Origin of the sequence: Streptomyces ureilyticus (genome assembly GCF_011045025.1) — a bacterium.
Classification (GTDB): Bacteria; Actinomycetota; Actinomycetes; order Streptomycetales; family Streptomycetaceae; genus Streptomyces; species Streptomyces ureilyticus.
The window spans coordinates 59,748-78,758 of record NZ_JAAKZX010000004.1 but is presented as its reverse complement, the minus strand read 5'-3'; the positions used below and the strand labels follow the sequence as shown (position 1 = coordinate 78,758).

Sequence of the window (19,011 nt, the reverse complement as noted above, 5' to 3'; positions counted from 1 at the left end):
TTCCTCAGACCTCTTCCTCGACGGTCCCGCTCGCCCCGATGTACCAGGTGCGGTGTGCGTCGCCCGCGTACGGCGGGCCGAAGCGGCGCAACTGGGCGGTGAGCACCTCGGGCGGCACCGGGTGCTCGCGGTGGGCGTTGCGCCGTATCAGCTCGTCCTCGTCGACCAGGACCACGGCGTGGGTGATCAGGGCGTCGCGGCGGTGGGCGATCGCGTGGACGAGCGAGCGCTGCTGCTTGTTGAGGGACGTGGCGTCCCACACCACGGTCCCACCGGTGGCCAGGGCGGTGTCCAGCCGGTCGAGACCCTCGCGCAGGACGTCCGCGTTCGCCCGCTGGTCGGCGCGTGAACCGCGGGCCTCGCGCAGGTCGTCCAGGCAGATGTACGTGTCCACGCCGGGGAGCCCGCGGGCGAAGGTGCTCTTGCCGCTGCCCGCGGGGCCGACCGTCTGGATCAGCTTCGGGAAGGCGCCGGAGCGCCAGCGCCAGGTCGCGGCGACCGCCTCGTCGAGACCGCGGATCCGCCCGCGTGCGTACGCCTCGCGTGCCTCGGCCCGGCAGCGGACGGCCGCGTCGTCCGGCAGACCGGCGAAGGCCTCCCGCAGCCCGCCTTCGTCCAGGCCGTTCCCCTCCGGGCTGCCGATGTCCTCGGCGTGCAGTGCCGACCACTCCACCTGCTCGCGTGCCTCGTCCGTGTCCGCCGTGGCCCGGGCGACCGCGTGCAGAACACCGAGATCGGCGGCGTACGACAGCCGCACCAGGCCGGCCCGCCGGTCCTCGTCCGGATACGGCCGATGCAGCGCCGGGTGCAGTCCGACGAGATCCGCGACCCGGCGTGCGAGCGGCATGTCCGCTGTCGCGGCGATCTTGGCCGCGATCCGTGCTCGCTGCTTTGCGTGCAGCAGCGCGGCCAGCACGCCCGCGAGCCGGTCGTCCCCGGACCGCCCCACCAGATCGAGCCGGGCGGCGGCCTCAGGGTTCCCCTCACCGGCCAGCCCCACCGCACGCGTCAGGGCGTCCACGTCGACCGCCGCCCCCGAACGCACCGCCCACAGGGCGGCCCTCGCCCCGAGCCCGTTCTCCACGACGGCCGCGTGCATCCAGTGCGTGTCCGTCCGCACATGCCCGGCCCGCACCCACTTGGCGACCCGCTGCCCGAACTCCTCCGCGCCGAAGGCGTCGACGACCCGTACGACATACCCTTCCTGCCGCACGGGATCCAGCCGCAGCGCCCGCAGCGCGCGCTCGTCGAACACGCCCCGCCACAGCACGCGCGGCACGGGAATGCCGATCCCGCGCAGATACGTGACCGTCCGGTCCCAGTCCAGGCAGCGGCCGTCCGCGTCCCACACCGAGAAGCCGTAGAACCAGCTCTCGAGGTCCTCGCACGCGATCGAATGCCGGGCGTACATGTTCTCCCCGCACACGCGCCAGCCCTCGGGGATGGAATGACCGATGCGCCCCTGGAGCGCCTTGACCCAGGCCCGCGAGGGGTGGTGGGCCGAGTCGAGCGAGCGGGCGTGCAGGCCGTCGGCGTACAGGGTGGTGTTCTCGCCGTCGAGCTTCTCGGTGACGACGACCTCGCGTCCCCGCAGCCCCGACAGGTCCGTGACCCGCAGATCGTCCGCGGTCGCGCCGGGCGACCACGGCAGATGCCGGGTCCGTGGGTAGTGCGTACGCATGTGAACGTTCCCCCGTGATAACCGCCGTACGTGATCAGCGTAGGAGCGCGGGGGAGCGGGGAGCGAGCGGATTAGCGGCGGTTACCGAGTGACGCACACGGCCCTGGGGCAAGCCCGTGTTTGACGCACGTCACTCCGGGGGTACCCTCTACCGCTCGATTGGCCAGCGCTGCGGCCTGTGTGGCAGACTAACCGGGTTGCTCGGTTGAGTGCCGATGCTGCGCGCCTCCCGCCGGGAGGACTGGAAGCGAGTCCCACAGTACTCGTCGCTTCAACTGCCTCTCAGGGCAGCGCTGAGGCGGACGTACGGGAATCTTCCGGGAAGTGTCAGCGGGGTACCGGCCAGGCGCCCGGTGGGTGTCTCACCCTCGGTTCCGCGGTCGGTGATCGCACCCCCTAGCAGGGAATCCCTTGTGGATATCTGTGTCAGTGAGGGAGCGACACGCCCGACCGCGTGGGTCGGAGGAGAGACGCGTACCCCCGGGGTCGCCAGAGCGTTCAACGAGAGACAGGACTACGGAGTAGCCATGGCGGGACAGAAGATCCGCATCCGGCTCAAGGCCTACGACCACGAGGTCATCGACTCCTCGGCGAAGAAGATCGTCGAGACGGTGACGCGTACTGGTGCGTCGGTCGCGGGCCCGGTGCCGCTGCCCACTGAGAAGAACGTGTACTGCGTCATCAAGTCGCCGCACAAGTACAAGGACTCGCGCGAGCACTTCGAGATGCGCACGCACAAGCGCCTGATCGACATCCTCGACCCGACGCCCAAGACCGTTGACTCTCTGATGCGACTCGACCTCCCGGCCGGCGTCGACATCGAGATCAAGCTCTGAGGCCGGTGAATCTGAGAATGGCTAAGCAGATCAAGGGCATCCTGGGCGAGAAGCTCGGCATGACGCAGGTGTGGGACGAGAACAACCGTGTTGTTCCGGTCACCGTCGTCAAGGCCGGCCCGAACGTCGTCACCCAGGTCCGTACGAACGACACCGACGGCTACGAGTCCGTGCAGATCGCCTTCGGCGAGATCGACCCGCGCAAGGTGAACAAGCCCCTCAAGGGCCACTTCGCCAAGGCCGACGTGACCCCCCGCCGCCACCTCGTGGAGCTCCGTACCGCGGACGCCAGCGAGTACACGCTCGGGCAGGAGATCACCGCCGAAACCTTCGAGGCCGGCGTGAAGGTCGACGTCACCGGCAAGAGCAAGGGCAAGGGCTTCGCCGGTGTCATGAAGCGCCACAACTTCAAGGGCCTCGGCGCCGGTCACGGCACCCAGCGCAAGCACCGCTCTCCCGGCTCCATCGGTGGCTGCGCCACCCCGGGCCGTGTGTTCAAGGGCCTCCGCATGGCGGGTCGTATGGGCAATGAGCGGGTCACCACCCAGAACCTGACCGTCCACGCCGTTGACGCGGAGAAGGGTCTGCTGCTCATCAAGGGCGCGGTTCCCGGTCCGAACGGCGGCCTCGTCCTGGTCCGCACCGCGGCCAAGGGGGCCTGAGGTAACCGATGAGCACTGTTGACATCCTTTCGCCGGCAGGCGACAAGACCGGGACGGTCGAGCTCCCCGCGGAGATCTTCGACGTCGAGAAGGTCAGCGTTCCGCTGCTTCACCAGGTCGTCGTCGCGCAGCTGGCCGCTGCCCGTCAGGGCACGCACAAGACCAAGACCCGCGGCGAAGTCCGTGGTGGTGGCAAGAAGCCTTACCGCCAGAAGGGCACCGGTCGCGCCCGTCAGGGTTCGACCCGCGCGCCGCAGTTCGCCGGTGGTGGCGTCGTGCACGGTCCCGTGCCGCGTGACTACTCGCAGCGGACCCCGAAGAAGATGAAGGCCGCGGCCCTGCGCCACGCCCTCACCGACCGGGCCCGCAACAACCGCATCCACGTCGTCACCGGCGTGGTCGAGAGCGAGATCTCCACCAAGGCCGCCAAGTCGCTGCTCGGCAAGATCTCGGAGCGCAAGAACGTGCTCCTGGTGATCGACCGCGCGGACGAGGCCTCGCTGCTCTCCGCCCGCAACCTGCCCCAGGTACACATTCTGGAGCCGGGCCAGCTGAACACGTACGACGTTCTCGTCTCGGACGACGTGGTCTTCACCCAGGCCGCCTTCGAGTCCTTCGTGTCCGGCGCGCCCTCTGCGGAGCGGAACACCGACACTGAAGGGAGCGAGGTCTGATGGCTATCCGTCACCCCTCCATCGCCTCGAAGGCCGCGAAGAAGGCCAAGGAGGCGCGCGTCAAGAAGGCGCGTCGCCACGCCACCGAGGGCAAGAACACCGTCGAGACTCCGCTGAGCAAGTCGTACACGGACCCCCGTGACGTACTGATCAAGCCGGTCGTCTCCGAGAAGAGCTACGCGCTTCTCGACGAGAACAAGTACACGTTCATCGTCGACCCGCGGGCCAACAAGACCCAGATCAAGGAGGCCGTGCAGTCGGTCTTCTCGGTCAAGGTCACCGGGGTCAACACGATCAACCGCCAGGGCAAGCGCAAGCGGACCCGCACTGGTTTCGGCAAGCGTGCCGACACCAAGCGCGCGATCGTGACCCTTGCAGAGGGCGACCGTATCGACATCTTCGGCCAGGCCTCCTAACGGAGTGCCCTGGTCCGATATCGGACGAGGACTGAGAAATGGGAATCCGCAAGTACAAGCCGACTACGCCGGGCCGCCGTGGCTCCAGCGTCGCCGACTTCGTCGAGGTCACGCGGTCCACGCCGGAGAAGTCGCTGGTCCGCCCCCTGCACAGCAAGGGCGGCCGTAACAATTCCGGTCGTGTGACCGTCCGCCACCAGGGTGGTGGCCACAAGCGCGCCTACCGCGTCATCGACTTCCGTCGCCATGACAAGGACGGCGTGCCGGCGAAGGTCGCGCACATCGAGTACGACCCCAACCGCACCGCGCGCATCGCGCTGCTGCACTACGCGGACGGCGAGAAGCGCTACATCCTCGCCCCGCGCAACCTGCAGCAGGGCGACCGTGTGGAGAACGGTCCCGGGGCCGACATCAAGCCCGGCAACAACCTGGCGCTCCGCAACATCCCGGTCGGTACCACGATCCACGCGATCGAGCTCCGTCCCGGTGGCGGCGCCAAGTTCGCCCGCTCCGCCGGTGCCTCCGTGCAGCTGCTCGCGAAGGAGGGCACGATGGCCCACCTTCGTATGCCGTCCGGTGAGATCCGGCTGGTCGACGTGCGCTGCCGCGCCACCGTCGGCGAGGTCGGCAACGCCGAGCAGTCCAACATCAACTGGGGCAAGGCCGGCCGCAAGCGCTGGCTGGGCGTCCGCCCGACCGTTCGCGGTGTGGCGATGAACCCGGTTGACCACCCCCACGGTGGTGGTGAGGGCAAGACCTCCGGTGGTCGCCACCCGGTCAGCCCCTGGGGCCAGAAGGAAGGACGTACTCGTTCGCCTAAGAAGGCCTCGAACAAGTACATCGTCCGCCGCCGCAAGACGAACAAGAAGCGCTAGGAGCGGGTTTAGATGCCGCGCAGTCTCAAGAAGGGGCCCTTCGTCGACGACCACCTGATCAAGAAGGTGGACGCCCAGAACGAAGCCGGTTCCAAGAACGTCATCAAGACCTGGTCCCGTCGCTCGATGATCGTCCCGGCCATGCTGGGCCACACGATCGCGGTGCACAACGGCAAGACCCACATCCCGGTGTTTGTCACCGAGTCCATGGTCGGCCACAAGCTCGGCGAGTTCTCGCCGACGCGCACCTTCCGGGGTCACGTCAAGGACGACCGGAAGTCGAAGCGCCGCTAAGGCGGGGTGAATGACCATGACAGACACTGAAGGGACAACCATGGAAGCCAGGGCCCAGGCGCGGTACATCCGCGTCACGCCCATGAAGGCCCGCCGAGTGGTGGACCTCATCCGTGGCATGGACGCCACGGAGGCCCAGGCGGTCCTGCGTTTCGCCCCGCAGGCCGCGAGCGTGCCGGTCGGCAAGGTGCTGGACAGCGCCATCGCCAACGCCGCGCACAACTACGACCACACCGACGCCGACAGCCTTGTCATCACCGAGGCCTACGTCGACGAGGGCCCGACCCTGAAGCGGTTCCGTCCGCGTGCCCAGGGCCGCGCCTACCGGATCCGCAAGCGGACCAGCCACATCACCGTGGTCGTCAGCAGCAAGGAAGGAACCCGGTAATGGGCCAGAAGGTAAACCCGCATGGGTTCCGGCTCGGTGTCACGACCGACTTCAAGTCGCGTTGGTACGCCGACAAGCTGTACAAGGACTACGTCAAGGAAGACGTCGCCATCCGTCGGATGATGACGTCCGGCATGGAGCGCGCCGGTATCTCGAAGGTGGAGATCGAGCGCACCCGTGACCGCGTGCGGGTGGACATCCACACCGCTCGTCCCGGCATCGTCATCGGCCGCCGTGGCGCCGAGGCCGACCGCATCCGCGGTGACCTCGAGAAGCTCACGGGCAAGCAGGTCCAGCTGAACATCCTCGAGGTCAAGAGCCCCGAGACCGACGCTCAGCTGGTCGCTCAGGCCGTTGCCGAGCAGCTGTCCTCCCGCGTCTCCTTCCGTCGCGCCATGCGCAAGAGCATGCAGGGCACGATGAAGGCCGGCGCCAAGGGCATCAAGATCCAGTGTGGTGGCCGTCTCGGCGGCGCCGAGATGTCCCGCTCGGAGTTCTACCGCGAGGGCCGCGTGCCCCTGCACACGCTCCGCGCGAACGTCGACTACGGCTTCTTCGAGGCCAAGACGACCTTCGGCCGCATCGGTGTGAAGGTCTGGATCTACAAGGGCGACGTCAAGAACATCGCCGAGGTCCGCGCCGAGAACGCCGCCGCCCGTGCGGGCAACCGCCCGGCCCGCGGTGGCGGCCCCGGCGGCGACCGCCCGGCCCGTGGTGGTCGTGGTGGCGAGCGTGGCGGCCGCGGCCGCAAGCCGCAGCAGCAGTCCGCGCCGGCTGCCGAGGCCCCCAAGGCCGAGGCTCCCGCCGCCGCTGCCGCTCCGGCTGAGAGCACCGGAACGGAGGCCTGACCGACATGCTGATCCCTCGTAGGGTCAAGCACCGCAAGCAGCACCACCCCAAGCGCCGCGGTCAGGCCAAGGGTGGTACGACGGTTGCGTTCGGCGAGTACGGCATCCAGGCCCTCACGCCGGCGTACGTGACGAACCGCCAGATCGAGGCGGCTCGTATCGCGATGACCCGCCACATCAAGCGTGGCGGCAAGGTCTGGATCAACATCTACCCGGACCGTCCCCTCACGAAGAAGCCCGCCGAGACCCGCATGGGTTCCGGTAAGGGTTCGCCGGAGTGGTGGGTCGCGAACGTTCACCCCGGTCGGGTGATGTTCGAGCTGTCCTACCCGAACGAGAAGATTGCGCGTGAGGCGCTTACCCGCGCTGCTCACAAGCTTCCGATGAAGTGCCGCATTGTGCGGCGCGAGGCAGGTGAAGCGTGATGTCGGCCGGTACCAAGGCGTCCGAGCTGCGCGAACTGGGCGACGAGGAGCTTCTTGGGAAGCTTCGCGAGGCCAAGGAAGAGCTGTTCAACCTCCGCTTCCAGGCGGCGACCGGTCAGCTCGAGAACCACGGCCGTCTGAAGGCGGTCCGTAAGGACATCGCGCGGATCTACACCCTGATGCGTGAGCGCGAGCTGGGCATCGAGACGGTGGAGAGCGCCTGATGAGCGAGAGCAACGTGACAGAAGAGACGAAGGCCGCGCGCGGCTTCCGCAAGACCCGTGAGGGTCTCGTCGTCAGCGACAAGATGGACAAGACCGTCGTCGTCGCCGTCGAGGACCGCGTCAAGCACGCGCTGTACGGCAAGGTCATCCGCCGTACGAACAAGCTCAAGGCGCACGACGAGCAGAACGCCGCCGGCGTTGGCGACCGGGTTCTCCTGATGGAGACCCGTCCGCTGTCGGCGACGAAGCGCTGGCGCGTCGTCGAGATCCTCGAGAAGGCGAAGTAATCAAGCGGGGGTTCCACCCCCGCTGACCCCCGCTGAGGGCTCCGCCCCCAGGCCCCCCGGGCCGGGTGGGGGAAGGCCCCGGCGGGGCCCACGGGGCCACCGCCCCAGGCCCTCGGGCCTGCGAGGCGGGAGCCCCGCGGGCCCGTAGTCCCCAGCGAGGGTTTTCGCCTCTAGAGGCACAAGTAATTCCTGCGGCAATCAACCGCAGGACGGTTCCGCCAGGCTCGCAGGTTCGGCCCGACAAGGTCCCTGCGGGAACCGGCAGACAAACAGGAGATAGACGTGATCCAGCAGGAGTCGCGGCTGCGTGTCGCCGACAACACTGGTGCGAAGGAAATCCTTTGCATCCGTGTACTCGGCGGATCCGGTCGCCGCTACGCGGGCATCGGTGACGTCATCGTCGCCACCGTCAAGGACGCGATCCCCGGTGGCAACGTGAAGAAGGGTGACGTCGTCAAGGCGGTCATCGTTCGCACCGTCAAGGAGCGCCGCCGTCCGGACGGCTCGTACATCCGCTTCGACGAGAACGCCGCCGTCATTCTCAAGAACGACGGCGACCCTCGCGGCACCCGCATCTTCGGCCCCGTGGGCCGGGAGCTGCGCGAGAAGAAGTTCATGAAGATCATCTCGCTCGCGCCGGAGGTGCTGTAAGCATGAAGATCAAGAAGGGCGACCTGGTCCAGGTCATCACCGGTAAGGACAAGGGCAAGCAGGGCAAGGTCATTGCCGCTTACCCGCGCGACGAGCGTGTCCTGGTCGAGGGTGTCAACCGGGTCAAGAAGCACACCAAGGCAGGTCCGACGGCTCGCGGTTCGCAGGCCGGCGGCATCGTCACCACCGAGGCGCCGATCCACGTCTCCAACGTCCAGCTGGTCGTGGAGAAGGACGGCAACAAGGTCGTGACGCGCGTCGGTTACCGCTTCGACGACGAAGGCAACAAGATCCGCGTTGCCAAGCGGACGGGTGAGGACATCTGATGACGACCACCACCAGCCCGCGCCTGAAGCAGAAGTACCGCGAGGAGATCGCGGGCAAGCTGCGTGACGAGTTCAAGTACGAGAACGTCATGCAGATCCCCGGCCTCGTCAAGATCGTGGTCAACATGGGTGTGGGCGACGCCGCCCGCGACTCCAAGCTGATCGAGGGCGCCATCCGCGACCTCACCACGATCACCGGTCAGAAGCCGGCCGTCACCAAGGCCCGTAAGTCCATCGCGCAGTTCAAGCTGCGTGAGGGCCAGCCGATCGGTGCCCACGTCACGCTTCGTGGCGACCGCATGTGGGAGTTCCTGGACCGCACCCTGTCGCTGGCGCTGCCGCGCATCCGCGACTTCCGTGGTCTGTCTCCCAAGCAGTTCGACGGCCGTGGCAACTACACCTTCGGTCTCACGGAGCAGGTCATGTTCCACGAGATCGACCAGGACAAGATCGACCGCGTCCGGGGTATGGACATCACCGTGGTCACCACGGCGACCAACGACGCTGAGGGCCGCGCGCTCCTTCGTCACCTCGGCTTCCCCTTCAAGGAGGCGTGAGCGAGATGGCGAAGAAGGCTCTGATCGCTAAGGCTGCCCGCAAGCCCAAGTTCGGTGTACGCGCGTACACCCGCTGCCAGCGTTGCGGTCGTCCGCATTCCGTGTACCGCAAGTTCGGCCTCTGCCGCGTGTGCCTTCGTGAGATGGCTCACCGTGGCGAGCTGCCGGGCGTGACCAAGAGCTCCTGGTAATTCCCCAAATAGGGGATTGTCAGGGCTCTCGGTAAGTAAAGGGCTCGGTCAGGTGCCCACCCTTCCATGGCTTAGGCTTGGAGGGTTGGGCGCCTGGACGCCCGTACGACTTACTACGCCGTAGGTCCACCGCGCCGCACCCGTCCCGTCTCGGATCGGGGAGAGGGATGGCGCACCAGGAAACCCCGGCGAGAGAGGCCGAAGGCCAATTCATGACCATGACTGATCCGATCGCAGACATGCTGACGCGTCTGCGTAACGCGAACTCGGCGTACCACGACTCCGTGGCTATGCCGCACAGCAAGATCAAGTCGCACATCGCGGAGATCCTCCAGCAGGAGGGCTTCATCACGGGCTGGAAGGTCGAGGACGCCGAGGTCGGCAAGAACCTCGTTCTCGAGCTGAAGTTCGGCCCGAACCGTGAGCGCTCCATCGCGGGCATCAAGCGGATCTCCAAGCCCGGTCTCCGGGTGTACGCGAAGTCCACCAACCTGCCGAAGGTGCTCGGCGGCCTGGGCGTGGCGATCATCTCCACGTCCCACGGGCTCCTCACCGACAAGCAGGCCGGCAAGAAGGGCGTAGGCGGAGAAGTCCTCGCCTACGTCTGGTAGCGGAAGGGAACGGAGGAAACAGCTATGTCGCGCATTGGCAAGCTCCCCATCACGGTTCCCGCCGGCGTGGACGTCACCATCGATGGCCGTACGGTCCAGGTGAAGGGCCCCAAGGGCTCTCTCTCCCACACCGTCGCGGCGCCGATCGAGATCGCTAAGGGCGAGGACGGCATTCTCAATGTCATCCGCCCGAACGACGAGCGTCAGAACAAGGCCCTGCACGGCCTGTCCCGCACGCTGGTGGCGAACATGATCACCGGCGTGACCACGGGTTACGTGAAGAAGCTCGAGATCAGCGGTGTCGGTTACCGAGTCCTGGCCAAGGGTTCCAACCTGGAGTTCTCGCTCGGCTACAGCCACCCGATCCTGGTCGAGGCCCCCGAGGGCATCACCTTCAAGGTCGAGAACCCGACGCGGTTCTCGGTCGAGGGCATCGACAAGCAGAAGGTCGGCGAGGTTGCGGCCAACATCCGCAAGCTGCGCAAGCCCGACCCGTACAAGGCCAAGGGCGTCAAGTACGAGGGCGAAGTCATCCGCCGCAAGGTCGGAAAGGCGGGTAAGTAAGCCATGGCATACGGGCAGAAGATCGCCAAGGGCGACGCCTACAAGCGTGCTGCCATCAAGCGGCGTCACATCCGGATCCGTAAGAAGGTCTCGGGTACGGCTGAGCGTCCCCGCCTGGTCGTGACGCGCTCGAACCGCCACATCGTGGCCCAGGTGATCGACGACCTCAAGGGGCACACCCTTGCGTCGGCGTCCACCCTGGACACCTCGATCCGCGGCGGAGAGTCCGACAAGTCCGCGCAGGCCAAGCAGGTCGGCGCCCTGGTCGCCGAGCGCGCCAAGGCCGCGGGCGTCGAGGCCGTCGTGTTCGACCGTGGTGGCAACCAGTACGCGGGGCGCATCGCCGCCCTGGCGGACGCCGCCCGCGAAGCCGGGCTCAAGTTCTGAGCCTGCCGTAGCTAGCGGAAACAGAGAGAGGTAAATCCAATGGCTGGACCCCAGCGCCGCGGAAGCGGTGCCGGTGGCGGCGAGCGGCGGGACCGGAAGGGCCGTGACGGCGGTGCGTCTGCCGCCGAGAAGACCGCGTACGTTGAGCGCGTCGTCGCGATCAACCGCGTCGCCAAGGTTGTGAAGGGTGGTCGTCGCTTCAGCTTCACTGCGCTCGTCGTAGTGGGCGATGGCGATGGCACCGTCGGTGTCGGTTACGGCAAGGCCAAGGAGGTGCCGGCCGCCATCGCCAAGGGTGTCGAGGAGGCCAAGAAGCACTTCTTCAAGGTCCCGCGTATCCAGGGCACCATCCCGCACCCGATCACGGGCGAGAAGGCCGCGGGCGTCGTCCTGCTCAAGCCGGCTTCCCCCGGTACCGGCGTTATCGCCGGTGGCCCGGTGCGTGCCGTGCTCGAGTGCGCCGGTGTTCACGACATCCTGTCGAAGTCGCTCGGCTCGTCGAACGCGATCAACATCGTGCACGCGACTGTGGCGGCCCTGAAGGGTCTGCAGCGTCCCGAGGAGATCGCGGCCCGCCGCGGTCTGCCCCTCGAGGACGTCGCTCCCGCGGCTCTGCTGCGGGCGCGTGCCGGGGCTGGTGCTGCGTAATGGCTCAGCTCAAGATCACGCAGACGAAGTCGTACATCGGCAGCAAGCAGAACCACCGTGACACGCTGCGTTCGCTTGGTCTGAAGAGGATCAACGACGTGGTCGTCAAGGAGGACCGCCCCGAGTTCCGCGGCATGGTGCACACCGTCCGCCACCTCGTGACGGTCGAGGAGGTCGACTGATCATGGCGGAGCAGAACCCGCTCAAGATCCACAACCTCCGTCCCGCCCCGGGCGCCAAGACCGCCAAGACCCGTGTCGGTCGTGGTGAGGCGTCGAAGGGTAAGACGGCCGGTCGTGGCACCAAGGGCACGAAGGCCCGCTACCAGGTTCCGGAGCGCTTCGAGGGTGGGCAGATGCCCCTCCACATGCGGCTCCCGAAGCTGAAGGGCTTCAGGAACCCGTTCAAGACCGAGTACCAGGTCGTGAACCTGGACAAGCTGGCCTCCCTCTACCCCGAGGGTGGCGAGGTCACGGTGGCCGATCTGGTCGCCAAGGGCGCCGTTCGCAAGAACAGCCTTGTCAAGGTCCTCGGCCAGGGCGAGATCTCCGTGGCGCTGCAGGTGACGGTTGACGCCGCCTCCGGCTCCGCCAAGGAGAAGATCACCGCCGCCGGCGGAACCGTCACCGAGCTCGTCTGAACTTCACGGACGCCTCGATGACTTGAGCGCACCCGACCGGGGATGCCCCACAAATGGGGCATCCCCGGTCGGTCGTTCCAAGGAAAGCTGTGTCGCCGGTATGGTGGCCAGCACTGCTCTTTTTCGCCTGGTGTTCCCCACTGGGAACTTCAGGCGGCTTCTGACTGTTAGTTAGCTGTCCGTTACTCGTCGAACCTCAAGACCGTCACCTCTGACGCAGTTGCGCGGGGGTCGCAGGAGGCACCGTGCTCACCGCGTTCGCCCGGGCGTTCAAGACGCCCGACCTGCGCAAGAAGCTGCTCTTCACGCTCGGCATCATCGTGATCTACCGGATCGGTACGCACATCCCGATCCCGGGCGTGGACTACAGGAACGTCCAGACCTGTGTCGACAACGCCAACGCGAACCAGGGCATCTTCGGCCTGGTCAACATGTTCAGCGGTGGCGCACTGCTGCAGATCACGGTCTTCGCGCTCGGCATCATGCCGTACATCACGGCGAGCATCATTCTGCAGCTGCTGACCGTGGTGATCCCGCGTCTGGAAGCCCTCAAGAAGGAGGGCCAGTCCGGCACGGCGAAGATCACGCAGTACACCCGTTATCTCACGGTGGCACTGGCCGTCCTGCAAGGCACCGGTCTGGTGGCCACCGCCCGCACGGGCGCGCTGTTCCAGGGCTGCCCCGTCGCCACGCAGATCGTGCCCGACCAGTCGGTCTTCGTGACGATGACGATGGTCATCACCATGACCGCCGGTACGGCCATGGTCATGTGGCTCGGTGAGCTCATCACCGACCGCGGCATCGGCAACGGCATGTCGATCCTGATGTTCATCTCGATCGCCGCCACCTTCCCGTCCGCGCTGTGGGCCATCAAGACGCAGGGCAACCTCGCGGGCGGCTGGATCGAGTTCGGCATCGTGGTTGCCGTCGGCTTCATGATGGTCGGGCTCGTGGTCTTCGTCGAGCAGGCCCAGCGCCGTATCCCGGTCCAGTACGCGAAGCGCATGATCGGCCGCCGCTCCTACGGCGGCACGTCGACGTACATCCCGCTGAAGGTCAACCAGGCGGGCATCATCCCTGTGATCTTCGCCTCGTCGCTCCTCTACATCCCGGCGCTGATCGCTCAGTTCGCCGGTGGATCCTCCGGCTGGAAGACCTGGATCGAGAAGAATCTCGCGGATGTAGACGCTCCGGCGCACCTCGGCCTCTATTTCTTCCTGATCATCTTCTTTGCTTTCTTCTACGTGGCGATCTCGTTCAACCCCGAGGAAGTCGCCGACAACATGAAGAAGTATGGTGGCTTCATCCCGGGCATCCGGGCTGGCCGACCGACCGCTGAGTACCTGGGATACGTGCTCAACCGGATCACCTGGCCGGGTTCGCTGTACCTGGGTCTGATTGCTCTCGTACCGACGATGGCGTTTGCCGGGTTCGGGGCAAACCAGAACTTCCCGTTCGGCGGCACCAGCATCCTCATCATCGTGGGTGTGGGGCTGGAGACGGTGAAGCAGATCGAGAGCCAGCTCCAGCAGCGCAATTACGAAGGGTTCCTCCGCTGATGCGAATCGTCCTCGTTGGGCCACCTGGTGCCGGCAAGGGAACGCAGGCCGCGTACCTCGCTAAGAACCTGTCGATCCCGCACATCTCAACGGGCGACTTGTTCCGGGCCAACATCAGCAGGCAGACGGAACTCGGGAAACTCGCGAAGTCCTACATGGACGCGGGCAACCTGGTGCCGGACGAGGTCACCATCGGGATGGCGCGGGACCGCATGGAGCAGCCCGACGCTGTGAACGGCTTCCTGCTGGACGGCTTTCCGCGCAACGTCTCGCAGGCCGAGGCGCTGGACCAGGCGCTGAAGGCCGACGCGGTGGAGCTGGACGCGGTGCTGGACCTGGAGGTCCCCGAGGACGAGGTGGTCAAGCGCATCGCCGGCCGCCGCATCTGCCGCAGGGACTCGAGCCATGTCTTCCACGTGGTGTACAGCCCGGCGAAGAAGGAAGGCGTCTGCGACGCCTGCGGCGGTGAGCTGTACCAGCGCGACGACGACTCCGAGGAGACCGTCCGCCGCCGGCTGGAGGTCTACCACACGCAGACCGAGCCGATCATCGACTACTACCGGGCCCAGGGCCTGGTCGTGACGATCTCGGCGCTCGGCAAGGTGGAGGAGGTCACGCGGCGGGCGATGGACGCGCTCAAGCGTGAGGACGACGAGAGTTCTGACGGCGAGAGCTCTGAGGGCGACGCGAGCGCGTAGTCGTATGTCTTGTTGGTTCGGCCGCGGTGCCCCCTCCGGGCACCGCGGCCGTACTGTTGTGTACGTAACTTTGTGACGCCGCCCAGTTTGTGGCACAGAAGACGGAGAGCGCAGGCCCCCCATGGTGCAGATCAAGACGCCCGAGCAGATCGCCAAGATGCGTGAGGCGGGGCTTGTCGTTGCCGCCATTCACAAGGCGACGCGTGAAGCGGCGGTGCCCGGGGCCACGACCAAGGATCTTGACGAGGTTGCTCGCAAGGTGCTGGACGAGCACGGGGCGAAGTCGAACTTTCTGGGGTACGGGGGGTTTCCCGCGACGATCTGCACCTCCGCGAATGAGGTCGTCGTTCATGGAATTCCCAGTGACGACGTCGTTCTGAAGGACGGCGACATCATCTCCATCGACGCCGGCGCGATTGTGGACGGGTGGCATGGGGATGCCGCCTACACCGCGTTTGTGGGGAGTGGGCATGCGCCCGAGCTCGTTGAGCTTTCTCGGGTGACCGAGGAGTCGATGTGGGCGGGGATCGCCGCGATGAAGGTGGGGCATCGGCTTGTTGATGTGTCCCGGGCCATAGAGACGTATATCCGGCGGCAGCCCAAGCCCGGTGGTGGGCGGTACGGGATCATCGAAGACTATGGCGGGCATGGCATCGGTACGGAGATGCACATGGATCCGCATCTCTTGAACTATGTCGAGCGGCGGCGGGGGCGCGGGCCGAAGTTGGTGCCGGGCTTTTGTCTTGCCATTGAGCCGATGGTGTCCTTGGGGACGGCCAAGACCGAGGTTCTCTCGGACGACTGGACGGTCATCACCACTGATGGGACCTGGTCGTCCCACTGGGAGCACTCGGTTGCTCTGACGGAGGCGGGCCCGCTCGTGCTGACGGCTCCGGACGGGGGGAAGGCGAAGCTCGCCGAGTACGGGATTGTGGCTGCGCCTGATCCGCTGGGCTGACAGCCCCGCGCCCCTAGAGGGGCGCGCCTCTGACGGGGCGCTTAAGGATCATCCTGCGTGGGCAGGCTCTCAATTCGTGTTTCCGATGGCCCTGACGTAGACTGACTCGTCGGCTCTTGTGTACCCGCATGTCTGCATGCGGTTGTTGGAGTCGATCAAGGTAGTCGATTCGAAGGGCGAAGCGTGGCCAAGAAGCAAGGTGCCATCGAGATCGAGGGCACTGTCGTCGAGTCTCTTCCGAACGCCATGTTCAAGGTCGAGCTCCAGAACGGCCACCAGGTCCTGGCACACATCAGCGGCAAGATGCGTATGCACTACATCCGCATCCTCCCTGACGACCGGGTCGTGGTGGAGCTGTCTCCGTACGACCTGACACGTGGCCGGATCGTCTACCGGTATAAGTGAGCTTGGGCGAGTCCTGTACTTGCCTCGGCGGCCGGGAGGGTCGTCGTCGGACAGGCTCGTCCTGTCAAACTCCCCGGAGCGATCCAGGAGAGAGTCTTCTTGACGTGTCAGGAAGAGAACTCCAACGGTACAAGTAGATCTTTTGATGCGCCCCGCCTCCGCCTGGTGCGGTGGCACTGACCCGGAGAACCTCACCCAATGAAGGTCAAGCCGAGCGTCAAGAAGATCTGCGACAAGTGCAGGGTGATCCGCCGTCACGGTCGGGTCATGGTCATCTGCGAAAACCCGCGCCACAAGCAGCGCCAGGGCTGACGCACGACCAACCTTCTGCATCCGCAGACTTCGCGCGACGCAAGCAGTACATGTTCATACGCAGGGCCCGGATCCCGTGTTCAGCGAGGATCCGATACCCCCGGTCGGAGGCCGGGGACTCAGTTCGTACCTGGTACGGCGGCTGAGAGCCGGTTCTGCGGAAGACCTCCGAACGACAACTGGAGCCATTGAATGGCACGCGTTTCCGGTGTTGACATCCCGCGCGAAAAGCGCGTGGAGGTTGCCCTCACCTACGTGTTCGGCATTGGCCGGACCCTCTCGCAGAAGACGCTGGCCGAGACCGGCGTCAACCCGAACACCCGCGTTCGCGACCTCTCCGAGGAGGAGCTGGTCAAGATCCGCGAGTACGTGGACAACAACATCAAGACCGAGGGCGACCTCCGTCGTGAGGTTCAGGCCGACATCCGCCGCAAGGTGGAGATCGGCTGCTACCAGGGCCTGCGTCACCGTCGTGGCCTGCCCGTCCACGGTCAGCGCACCAGCACCAACGCCCGTACCCGCAAGGGTCCGCGTCGCGCCATCGCCGGTAAGAAGAAGCCGGGCAAGAAGTAGTCCTCAGCGGACAACGCTTCATCAGCGGTCTTCGCTGTAGGACCGACCACCTCCCCGTAGGAGTTATAGATGCCCCCCAAGGGTCGTCAGGGCGCTGCCAAGAAGGTGCGCCGCAAGGAAAAGAAGAACGTCGCTCACGGTCACGCGCACATCAAGAGCACGTTCAACAACACCATCGTTTCGATCACCGACCCGACCGGCAACGTGATCTCCTGGGCCTCCGCCGGCCACGTCGGCTTCAAGGGCTCGCGCAAGTCGACCCCCTTCGCCGCGCAGATGGCCGCCGAGTCGGCTGCCCGCCGCGCGCAGGAGCACGGCATGCGCAAGGTGGATGTGTTCGTCAAGGGCCCGGGTTCGGGTCGTGAGACCGCCATCCGTTCGCTTCAGGCGACCGGGCTCGAGGTCGGCTCCATCCAGGACGTCACGCCCACCCCGCACAACGGCTGCCGTCCGCCGAAGCGCCGTCGCGTCTGACTTGACGTACGGCTGCTTGGTTTGAGGATTTCGGGCGGTACGGCTCCTTCGGGTCGTATCGCCCGTACCCTTGTTACACATCAGGGCGTCAAATAGCGGGCGCCCCTGACAGAAGGAACGCAACATGCTGATCGCTCAGCGTCCCTCGTTGACCGAAGAGGTCGTCGACGAATTCCGCTCACGGTTCGTGATCGAGCCGCTGGAGCCGGGCTTCGGCTACACCCTCGGCAACTCCCTGCGTCGGACTCTCCTGTCGTCGATCCCCGGTGCTGCTGTCACGAGCATCCGTATCGACGGTGTCCTGCACGAGTTCACCACCGTGCCGGGCGTCAAGGAGGACGTCACCGACCTGATCCTCAACATCAAGCAGCTGGTCGTGAGCAGTGAGCACGACGAGCCTGTGGTGATGTACCTGCGCAAGCAGGGGCCGGGTCTGGTGACCGCCGCCGACATCGCGCCGCCGGCCGGTGTCGAGGTGCACAACCCGGATCTGGTTCTTGCCACGCTCAACGGCAAGGGCAAGCTGGAGATGGAGCTCACGGTCGAGCGTGGCCGTGGTTACGTCTCCGCCGTGCAGAACAAGCAGGTCGGTCAGGAGATCGGGCGTATCCCGGTCGACTCGATCTACTCGCCGGTGCTCAAGGTCACGTACAAGGTCGAGGCCACGCGTGTTGAGCAGCGCACCGACTTCGACAAGCTGATCGTCGACGTCGAGACCAAGCAGGCCATGCGTCCGCGTGACGCCATGGCTTCCGCCGGTAAGACGCTGGTCGAGCTGTTCGGTCTCGCCCGCGAGCTGAACATCGACGCCGAGGGCATCGACATGGGTCCGTCGCCGACGGACGCCGCGCTTGCCGCCGATCTTGCGCTGCCGATCGAGGAGCTGGAGCTCACCGTTCGGTCGTACAACTGCCTCAAGCGTGAGGGCATCCACAGTGTGGGTGAGCTGGTTGCGCGTTCTGAGGCCGACCTCCTCGACATTCGTAACTTCGGTGCGAAGTCGATTGACGAGGTCAAGGCGAAGCTGGCCGGCATGGGCCTTGCTCTGAAGGACAGCCCGCCCGGATTCGACCCGACTGCCGCCGCCGACGCCTTTGGCGCCGACGACGACGCGGACGCGGGTTTCGTGGAGACCGAGCAGTACTGATCGGTACCACTTCCGGGGGTCTCGCAGAGGCCCCCGGATCTCCGACAGGCGACCGCCTGCTCGGATACTGACCTCGGTACCTGATACGGCCGGGGCAGACACCTAGGAGAAACACCATGCCGAAGCCCGCCAAGGGTGCCCGTCTGGGCGGCAGTGCCGCGCACGAGAAGCTGCTTCTTGCGAACCTTGCCAAGGCGCTTTTCGAGCACGGCCGGATCACGACCACCGAGGCGAAGGCCCGCCGTCTGCGGCCGTACGCCGAGCGTCTGGTCACCAAGGCGAAGAAGGGCGACCTTCACAACCGCCGCCAGGTGCTCCAGGTCATCACGGACAAGAGCATCGTGCACACGCTCTTCACCGAGATCGGCCCGCGGTACGAGAACCGTCCGGGTGGCTACACCCGTATCACCAAGATCGGTAACCGTCGGGGCGACAACGCGCCCATGGCTGTCATCGAGCTGGTGGAGGCGCTGACCGTGGCCCAGGAGGCCACCGGTGAGGCCGAGGCGGCCACCAAGCGTGCCGTCAAGGAGGACGCCTTCAAGAAGGAGGACACCCTCCAGAAGGAAGACGTTCTCAAGAAGGACGAGGCCGCTGAGGCCGAGGCCGAAGAGGTCGTCGAGGACGCGAAGCCGGCTGCTGCCGAGGGCGACGAGTCCAAGGACGCCTGAGGTTTCACCTCGCGTCGTGCGGGTCCGCC

At 66.2% G+C, this 19,011-nt stretch carries 31 protein-coding genes; 30 read left to right on the top strand and 1 reads right to left on the bottom strand.

Annotated elements, in window-relative coordinates; genetic code table 11:
• Positions 1-4 precede the first annotated feature (4 nt).
• Positions 5-1,681, bottom strand: a complete 1,677-nt coding sequence (locus tag G6048_RS02230) for an RNA ligase family protein (RefSeq protein WP_165337684.1) — start codon at positions 1,679-1,681, stop codon at positions 5-7.
• Positions 1,682-2,208: 527 nt separating this feature from the next.
• Here G6048_RS02230 and rpsJ point away from each other — a divergent pair.
• The 30 genes from rpsJ to rplQ all read left to right on the top strand — a co-directional run bounded on the left by rpsJ (position 2,209) and on the right by rplQ (position 18,982).
• Positions 2,209-2,517: a 30S ribosomal protein S10 gene (rpsJ, locus tag G6048_RS02225; RefSeq protein WP_003948644.1), complete on the top strand. Its 309-nt coding sequence runs from the start codon at positions 2,209-2,211 to the stop codon at positions 2,515-2,517.
• Positions 2,518-2,534: 17 nt separating this feature from the next.
• Positions 2,535-3,179, top strand: a complete 645-nt coding sequence (gene rplC / locus G6048_RS02220) for a 50S ribosomal protein L3 (RefSeq protein WP_165337683.1) — start codon at positions 2,535-2,537, stop codon at positions 3,177-3,179.
• 8 nt (positions 3,180-3,187) lie between these two features.
• Positions 3,188-3,853, top strand: a complete 666-nt coding sequence (gene rplD / locus G6048_RS02215) for a 50S ribosomal protein L4 (RefSeq protein WP_165337682.1) — start codon at positions 3,188-3,190, stop codon at positions 3,851-3,853.
• On the top strand, positions 3,853-4,269 hold the full coding sequence (gene rplW, locus G6048_RS02210; RefSeq protein WP_165337681.1) for a 50S ribosomal protein L23: 417 nt from the start codon (positions 3,853-3,855) through the stop codon (positions 4,267-4,269). Before rplD ends, rplW begins: the two co-directional genes overlap by 1 nt.
• Positions 4,270-4,307: 38 nt before the next feature.
• On the top strand, positions 4,308-5,144 hold the full coding sequence (gene rplB, locus G6048_RS02205) for a 50S ribosomal protein L2 (RefSeq protein WP_165337680.1): 837 nt from the start codon (positions 4,308-4,310) through the stop codon (positions 5,142-5,144).
• Positions 5,145-5,156: 12 nt separating this feature from the next.
• Positions 5,157-5,438, top strand: coding sequence for a 30S ribosomal protein S19 (rpsS, locus tag G6048_RS02200; RefSeq protein ID WP_007384069.1), 282 nt, complete (start codon positions 5,157-5,159; stop codon positions 5,436-5,438).
• Between the two features lie 40 nt (positions 5,439-5,478).
• Positions 5,479-5,826, top strand: a complete 348-nt coding sequence (gene rplV, locus G6048_RS02195; protein WP_093777432.1) for a 50S ribosomal protein L22 — start codon at positions 5,479-5,481, stop codon at positions 5,824-5,826.
• Entirely contained in the window at positions 5,826-6,674 is an 849-nt protein-coding gene (gene rpsC / locus G6048_RS02190; protein ID WP_165337679.1) for a 30S ribosomal protein S3, read from the top strand. Before rplV ends, rpsC begins: the two co-directional genes overlap by 1 nt.
• A 5-nt stretch (positions 6,675-6,679) precedes the next feature.
• Positions 6,680-7,099: a 50S ribosomal protein L16 gene (gene rplP / locus G6048_RS02185; RefSeq protein WP_033319640.1), complete on the top strand. Its 420-nt coding sequence runs from the start codon at positions 6,680-6,682 to the stop codon at positions 7,097-7,099.
• The gene (gene rpmC / locus G6048_RS02180; RefSeq protein ID WP_086752859.1) at positions 7,099-7,323 is read left to right on the top strand and encodes a 50S ribosomal protein L29; all 225 of its coding nucleotides are present in this window, start codon (positions 7,099-7,101) and stop codon (positions 7,321-7,323) included. The genes rplP and rpmC overlap by 1 nt, the downstream gene beginning before the upstream one ends.
• Positions 7,323-7,610, top strand: a complete 288-nt coding sequence (rpsQ, locus tag G6048_RS02175; RefSeq protein ID WP_030039759.1) for a 30S ribosomal protein S17 — start codon at positions 7,323-7,325, stop codon at positions 7,608-7,610. Before rpmC ends, rpsQ begins: the two co-directional genes overlap by 1 nt.
• A 282-nt stretch (positions 7,611-7,892) precedes the next feature.
• On the top strand, positions 7,893-8,261 hold the full coding sequence (rplN, locus tag G6048_RS02170) for a 50S ribosomal protein L14 (RefSeq protein ID WP_003998823.1): 369 nt from the start codon (positions 7,893-7,895) through the stop codon (positions 8,259-8,261).
• Positions 8,262-8,263: 2 nt separating this feature from the next.
• On the top strand, positions 8,264-8,587 hold the full coding sequence (rplX, locus tag G6048_RS02165; protein WP_053674523.1) for a 50S ribosomal protein L24: 324 nt from the start codon (positions 8,264-8,266) through the stop codon (positions 8,585-8,587).
• Positions 8,587-9,144, top strand: a complete 558-nt coding sequence (gene rplE / locus G6048_RS02160; RefSeq protein ID WP_119102577.1) for a 50S ribosomal protein L5 — start codon at positions 8,587-8,589, stop codon at positions 9,142-9,144. Before rplX ends, rplE begins: the two co-directional genes overlap by 1 nt.
• A gap of 5 nt (positions 9,145-9,149) precedes the next feature.
• Complete coding sequence (locus tag G6048_RS02155; protein WP_003956452.1) at positions 9,150-9,335, top strand: type Z 30S ribosomal protein S14; 186 nt, start codon at positions 9,150-9,152, stop codon at positions 9,333-9,335.
• 212 nt (positions 9,336-9,547) lie between these two features.
• Complete coding sequence (gene rpsH / locus G6048_RS02150; RefSeq protein ID WP_004984520.1) at positions 9,548-9,946, top strand: 30S ribosomal protein S8; 399 nt, start codon at positions 9,548-9,550, stop codon at positions 9,944-9,946.
• Positions 9,947-9,970: 24 nt separating this feature from the next.
• Complete coding sequence (gene rplF, locus G6048_RS02145; protein WP_165337678.1) at positions 9,971-10,510, top strand: 50S ribosomal protein L6; 540 nt, start codon at positions 9,971-9,973, stop codon at positions 10,508-10,510.
• A gap of 3 nt (positions 10,511-10,513) precedes the next feature.
• Positions 10,514-10,897 carry a 50S ribosomal protein L18 gene (rplR, locus tag G6048_RS02140; RefSeq protein ID WP_037973501.1) on the top strand — a complete coding sequence of 128 codons (384 nt, stop codon included), beginning with the start codon at positions 10,514-10,516 and terminating at the stop codon, positions 10,895-10,897.
• A 39-nt stretch (positions 10,898-10,936) separates the two neighbouring features.
• Positions 10,937-11,545 (top strand): 30S ribosomal protein S5, encoded by a 609-nt coding sequence (gene rpsE, locus G6048_RS02135; RefSeq protein ID WP_033319646.1) that lies wholly within the window; start codon positions 10,937-10,939, stop codon positions 11,543-11,545.
• Positions 11,545-11,727 carry a 50S ribosomal protein L30 gene (gene rpmD, locus G6048_RS02130; RefSeq protein WP_033319647.1) on the top strand — a complete coding sequence of 61 codons (183 nt, stop codon included), beginning with the start codon at positions 11,545-11,547 and terminating at the stop codon, positions 11,725-11,727. Before rpsE ends, rpmD begins: the two co-directional genes overlap by 1 nt.
• Positions 11,728-11,729: 2 nt before the next feature.
• Positions 11,730-12,185, top strand: coding sequence for a 50S ribosomal protein L15 (gene rplO, locus G6048_RS02125; RefSeq protein ID WP_165337677.1), 456 nt, complete (start codon positions 11,730-11,732; stop codon positions 12,183-12,185).
• 245 nt (positions 12,186-12,430) lie between these two features.
• Complete coding sequence (gene secY, locus G6048_RS02120) at positions 12,431-13,744, top strand: preprotein translocase subunit SecY (protein ID WP_165337676.1); 1,314 nt, start codon at positions 12,431-12,433, stop codon at positions 13,742-13,744.
• On the top strand, positions 13,744-14,442 hold the full coding sequence (locus G6048_RS02115; protein WP_165337675.1) for an adenylate kinase: 699 nt from the start codon (positions 13,744-13,746) through the stop codon (positions 14,440-14,442). Before secY ends, G6048_RS02115 begins: the two co-directional genes overlap by 1 nt.
• A gap of 121 nt (positions 14,443-14,563) precedes the next feature.
• Positions 14,564-15,400: a type I methionyl aminopeptidase gene (gene map / locus G6048_RS02110; protein ID WP_165337674.1), complete on the top strand. Its 837-nt coding sequence runs from the start codon at positions 14,564-14,566 to the stop codon at positions 15,398-15,400.
• 183 nt (positions 15,401-15,583) lie between these two features.
• Positions 15,584-15,805: a translation initiation factor IF-1 gene (gene infA / locus G6048_RS02105; RefSeq protein WP_003948620.1), complete on the top strand. Its 222-nt coding sequence runs from the start codon at positions 15,584-15,586 to the stop codon at positions 15,803-15,805.
• A 198-nt stretch (positions 15,806-16,003) separates the two neighbouring features.
• Complete coding sequence (gene rpmJ, locus G6048_RS02100) at positions 16,004-16,117, top strand: 50S ribosomal protein L36 (RefSeq protein WP_003998809.1); 114 nt, start codon at positions 16,004-16,006, stop codon at positions 16,115-16,117.
• Positions 16,118-16,309: 192 nt separating this feature from the next.
• The gene (gene rpsM, locus G6048_RS02095; RefSeq protein ID WP_119102568.1) at positions 16,310-16,690 is read left to right on the top strand and encodes a 30S ribosomal protein S13; all 381 of its coding nucleotides are present in this window, start codon (positions 16,310-16,312) and stop codon (positions 16,688-16,690) included.
• A 69-nt stretch (positions 16,691-16,759) separates the two neighbouring features.
• Complete coding sequence (rpsK, locus tag G6048_RS02090) at positions 16,760-17,164, top strand: 30S ribosomal protein S11 (protein ID WP_003948617.1); 405 nt, start codon at positions 16,760-16,762, stop codon at positions 17,162-17,164.
• A 124-nt stretch (positions 17,165-17,288) separates the two neighbouring features.
• A complete protein-coding gene (locus G6048_RS02085) occupies positions 17,289-18,311 on the top strand; it encodes a DNA-directed RNA polymerase subunit alpha (protein WP_003966937.1) in 1,023 nt (340 codons plus the stop codon).
• 116 nt (positions 18,312-18,427) lie between these two features.
• The gene (gene rplQ / locus G6048_RS02080) at positions 18,428-18,982 is read left to right on the top strand and encodes a 50S ribosomal protein L17 (protein ID WP_165337673.1); all 555 of its coding nucleotides are present in this window, start codon (positions 18,428-18,430) and stop codon (positions 18,980-18,982) included.
• Positions 18,983-19,011 lie beyond the last annotated feature (29 nt).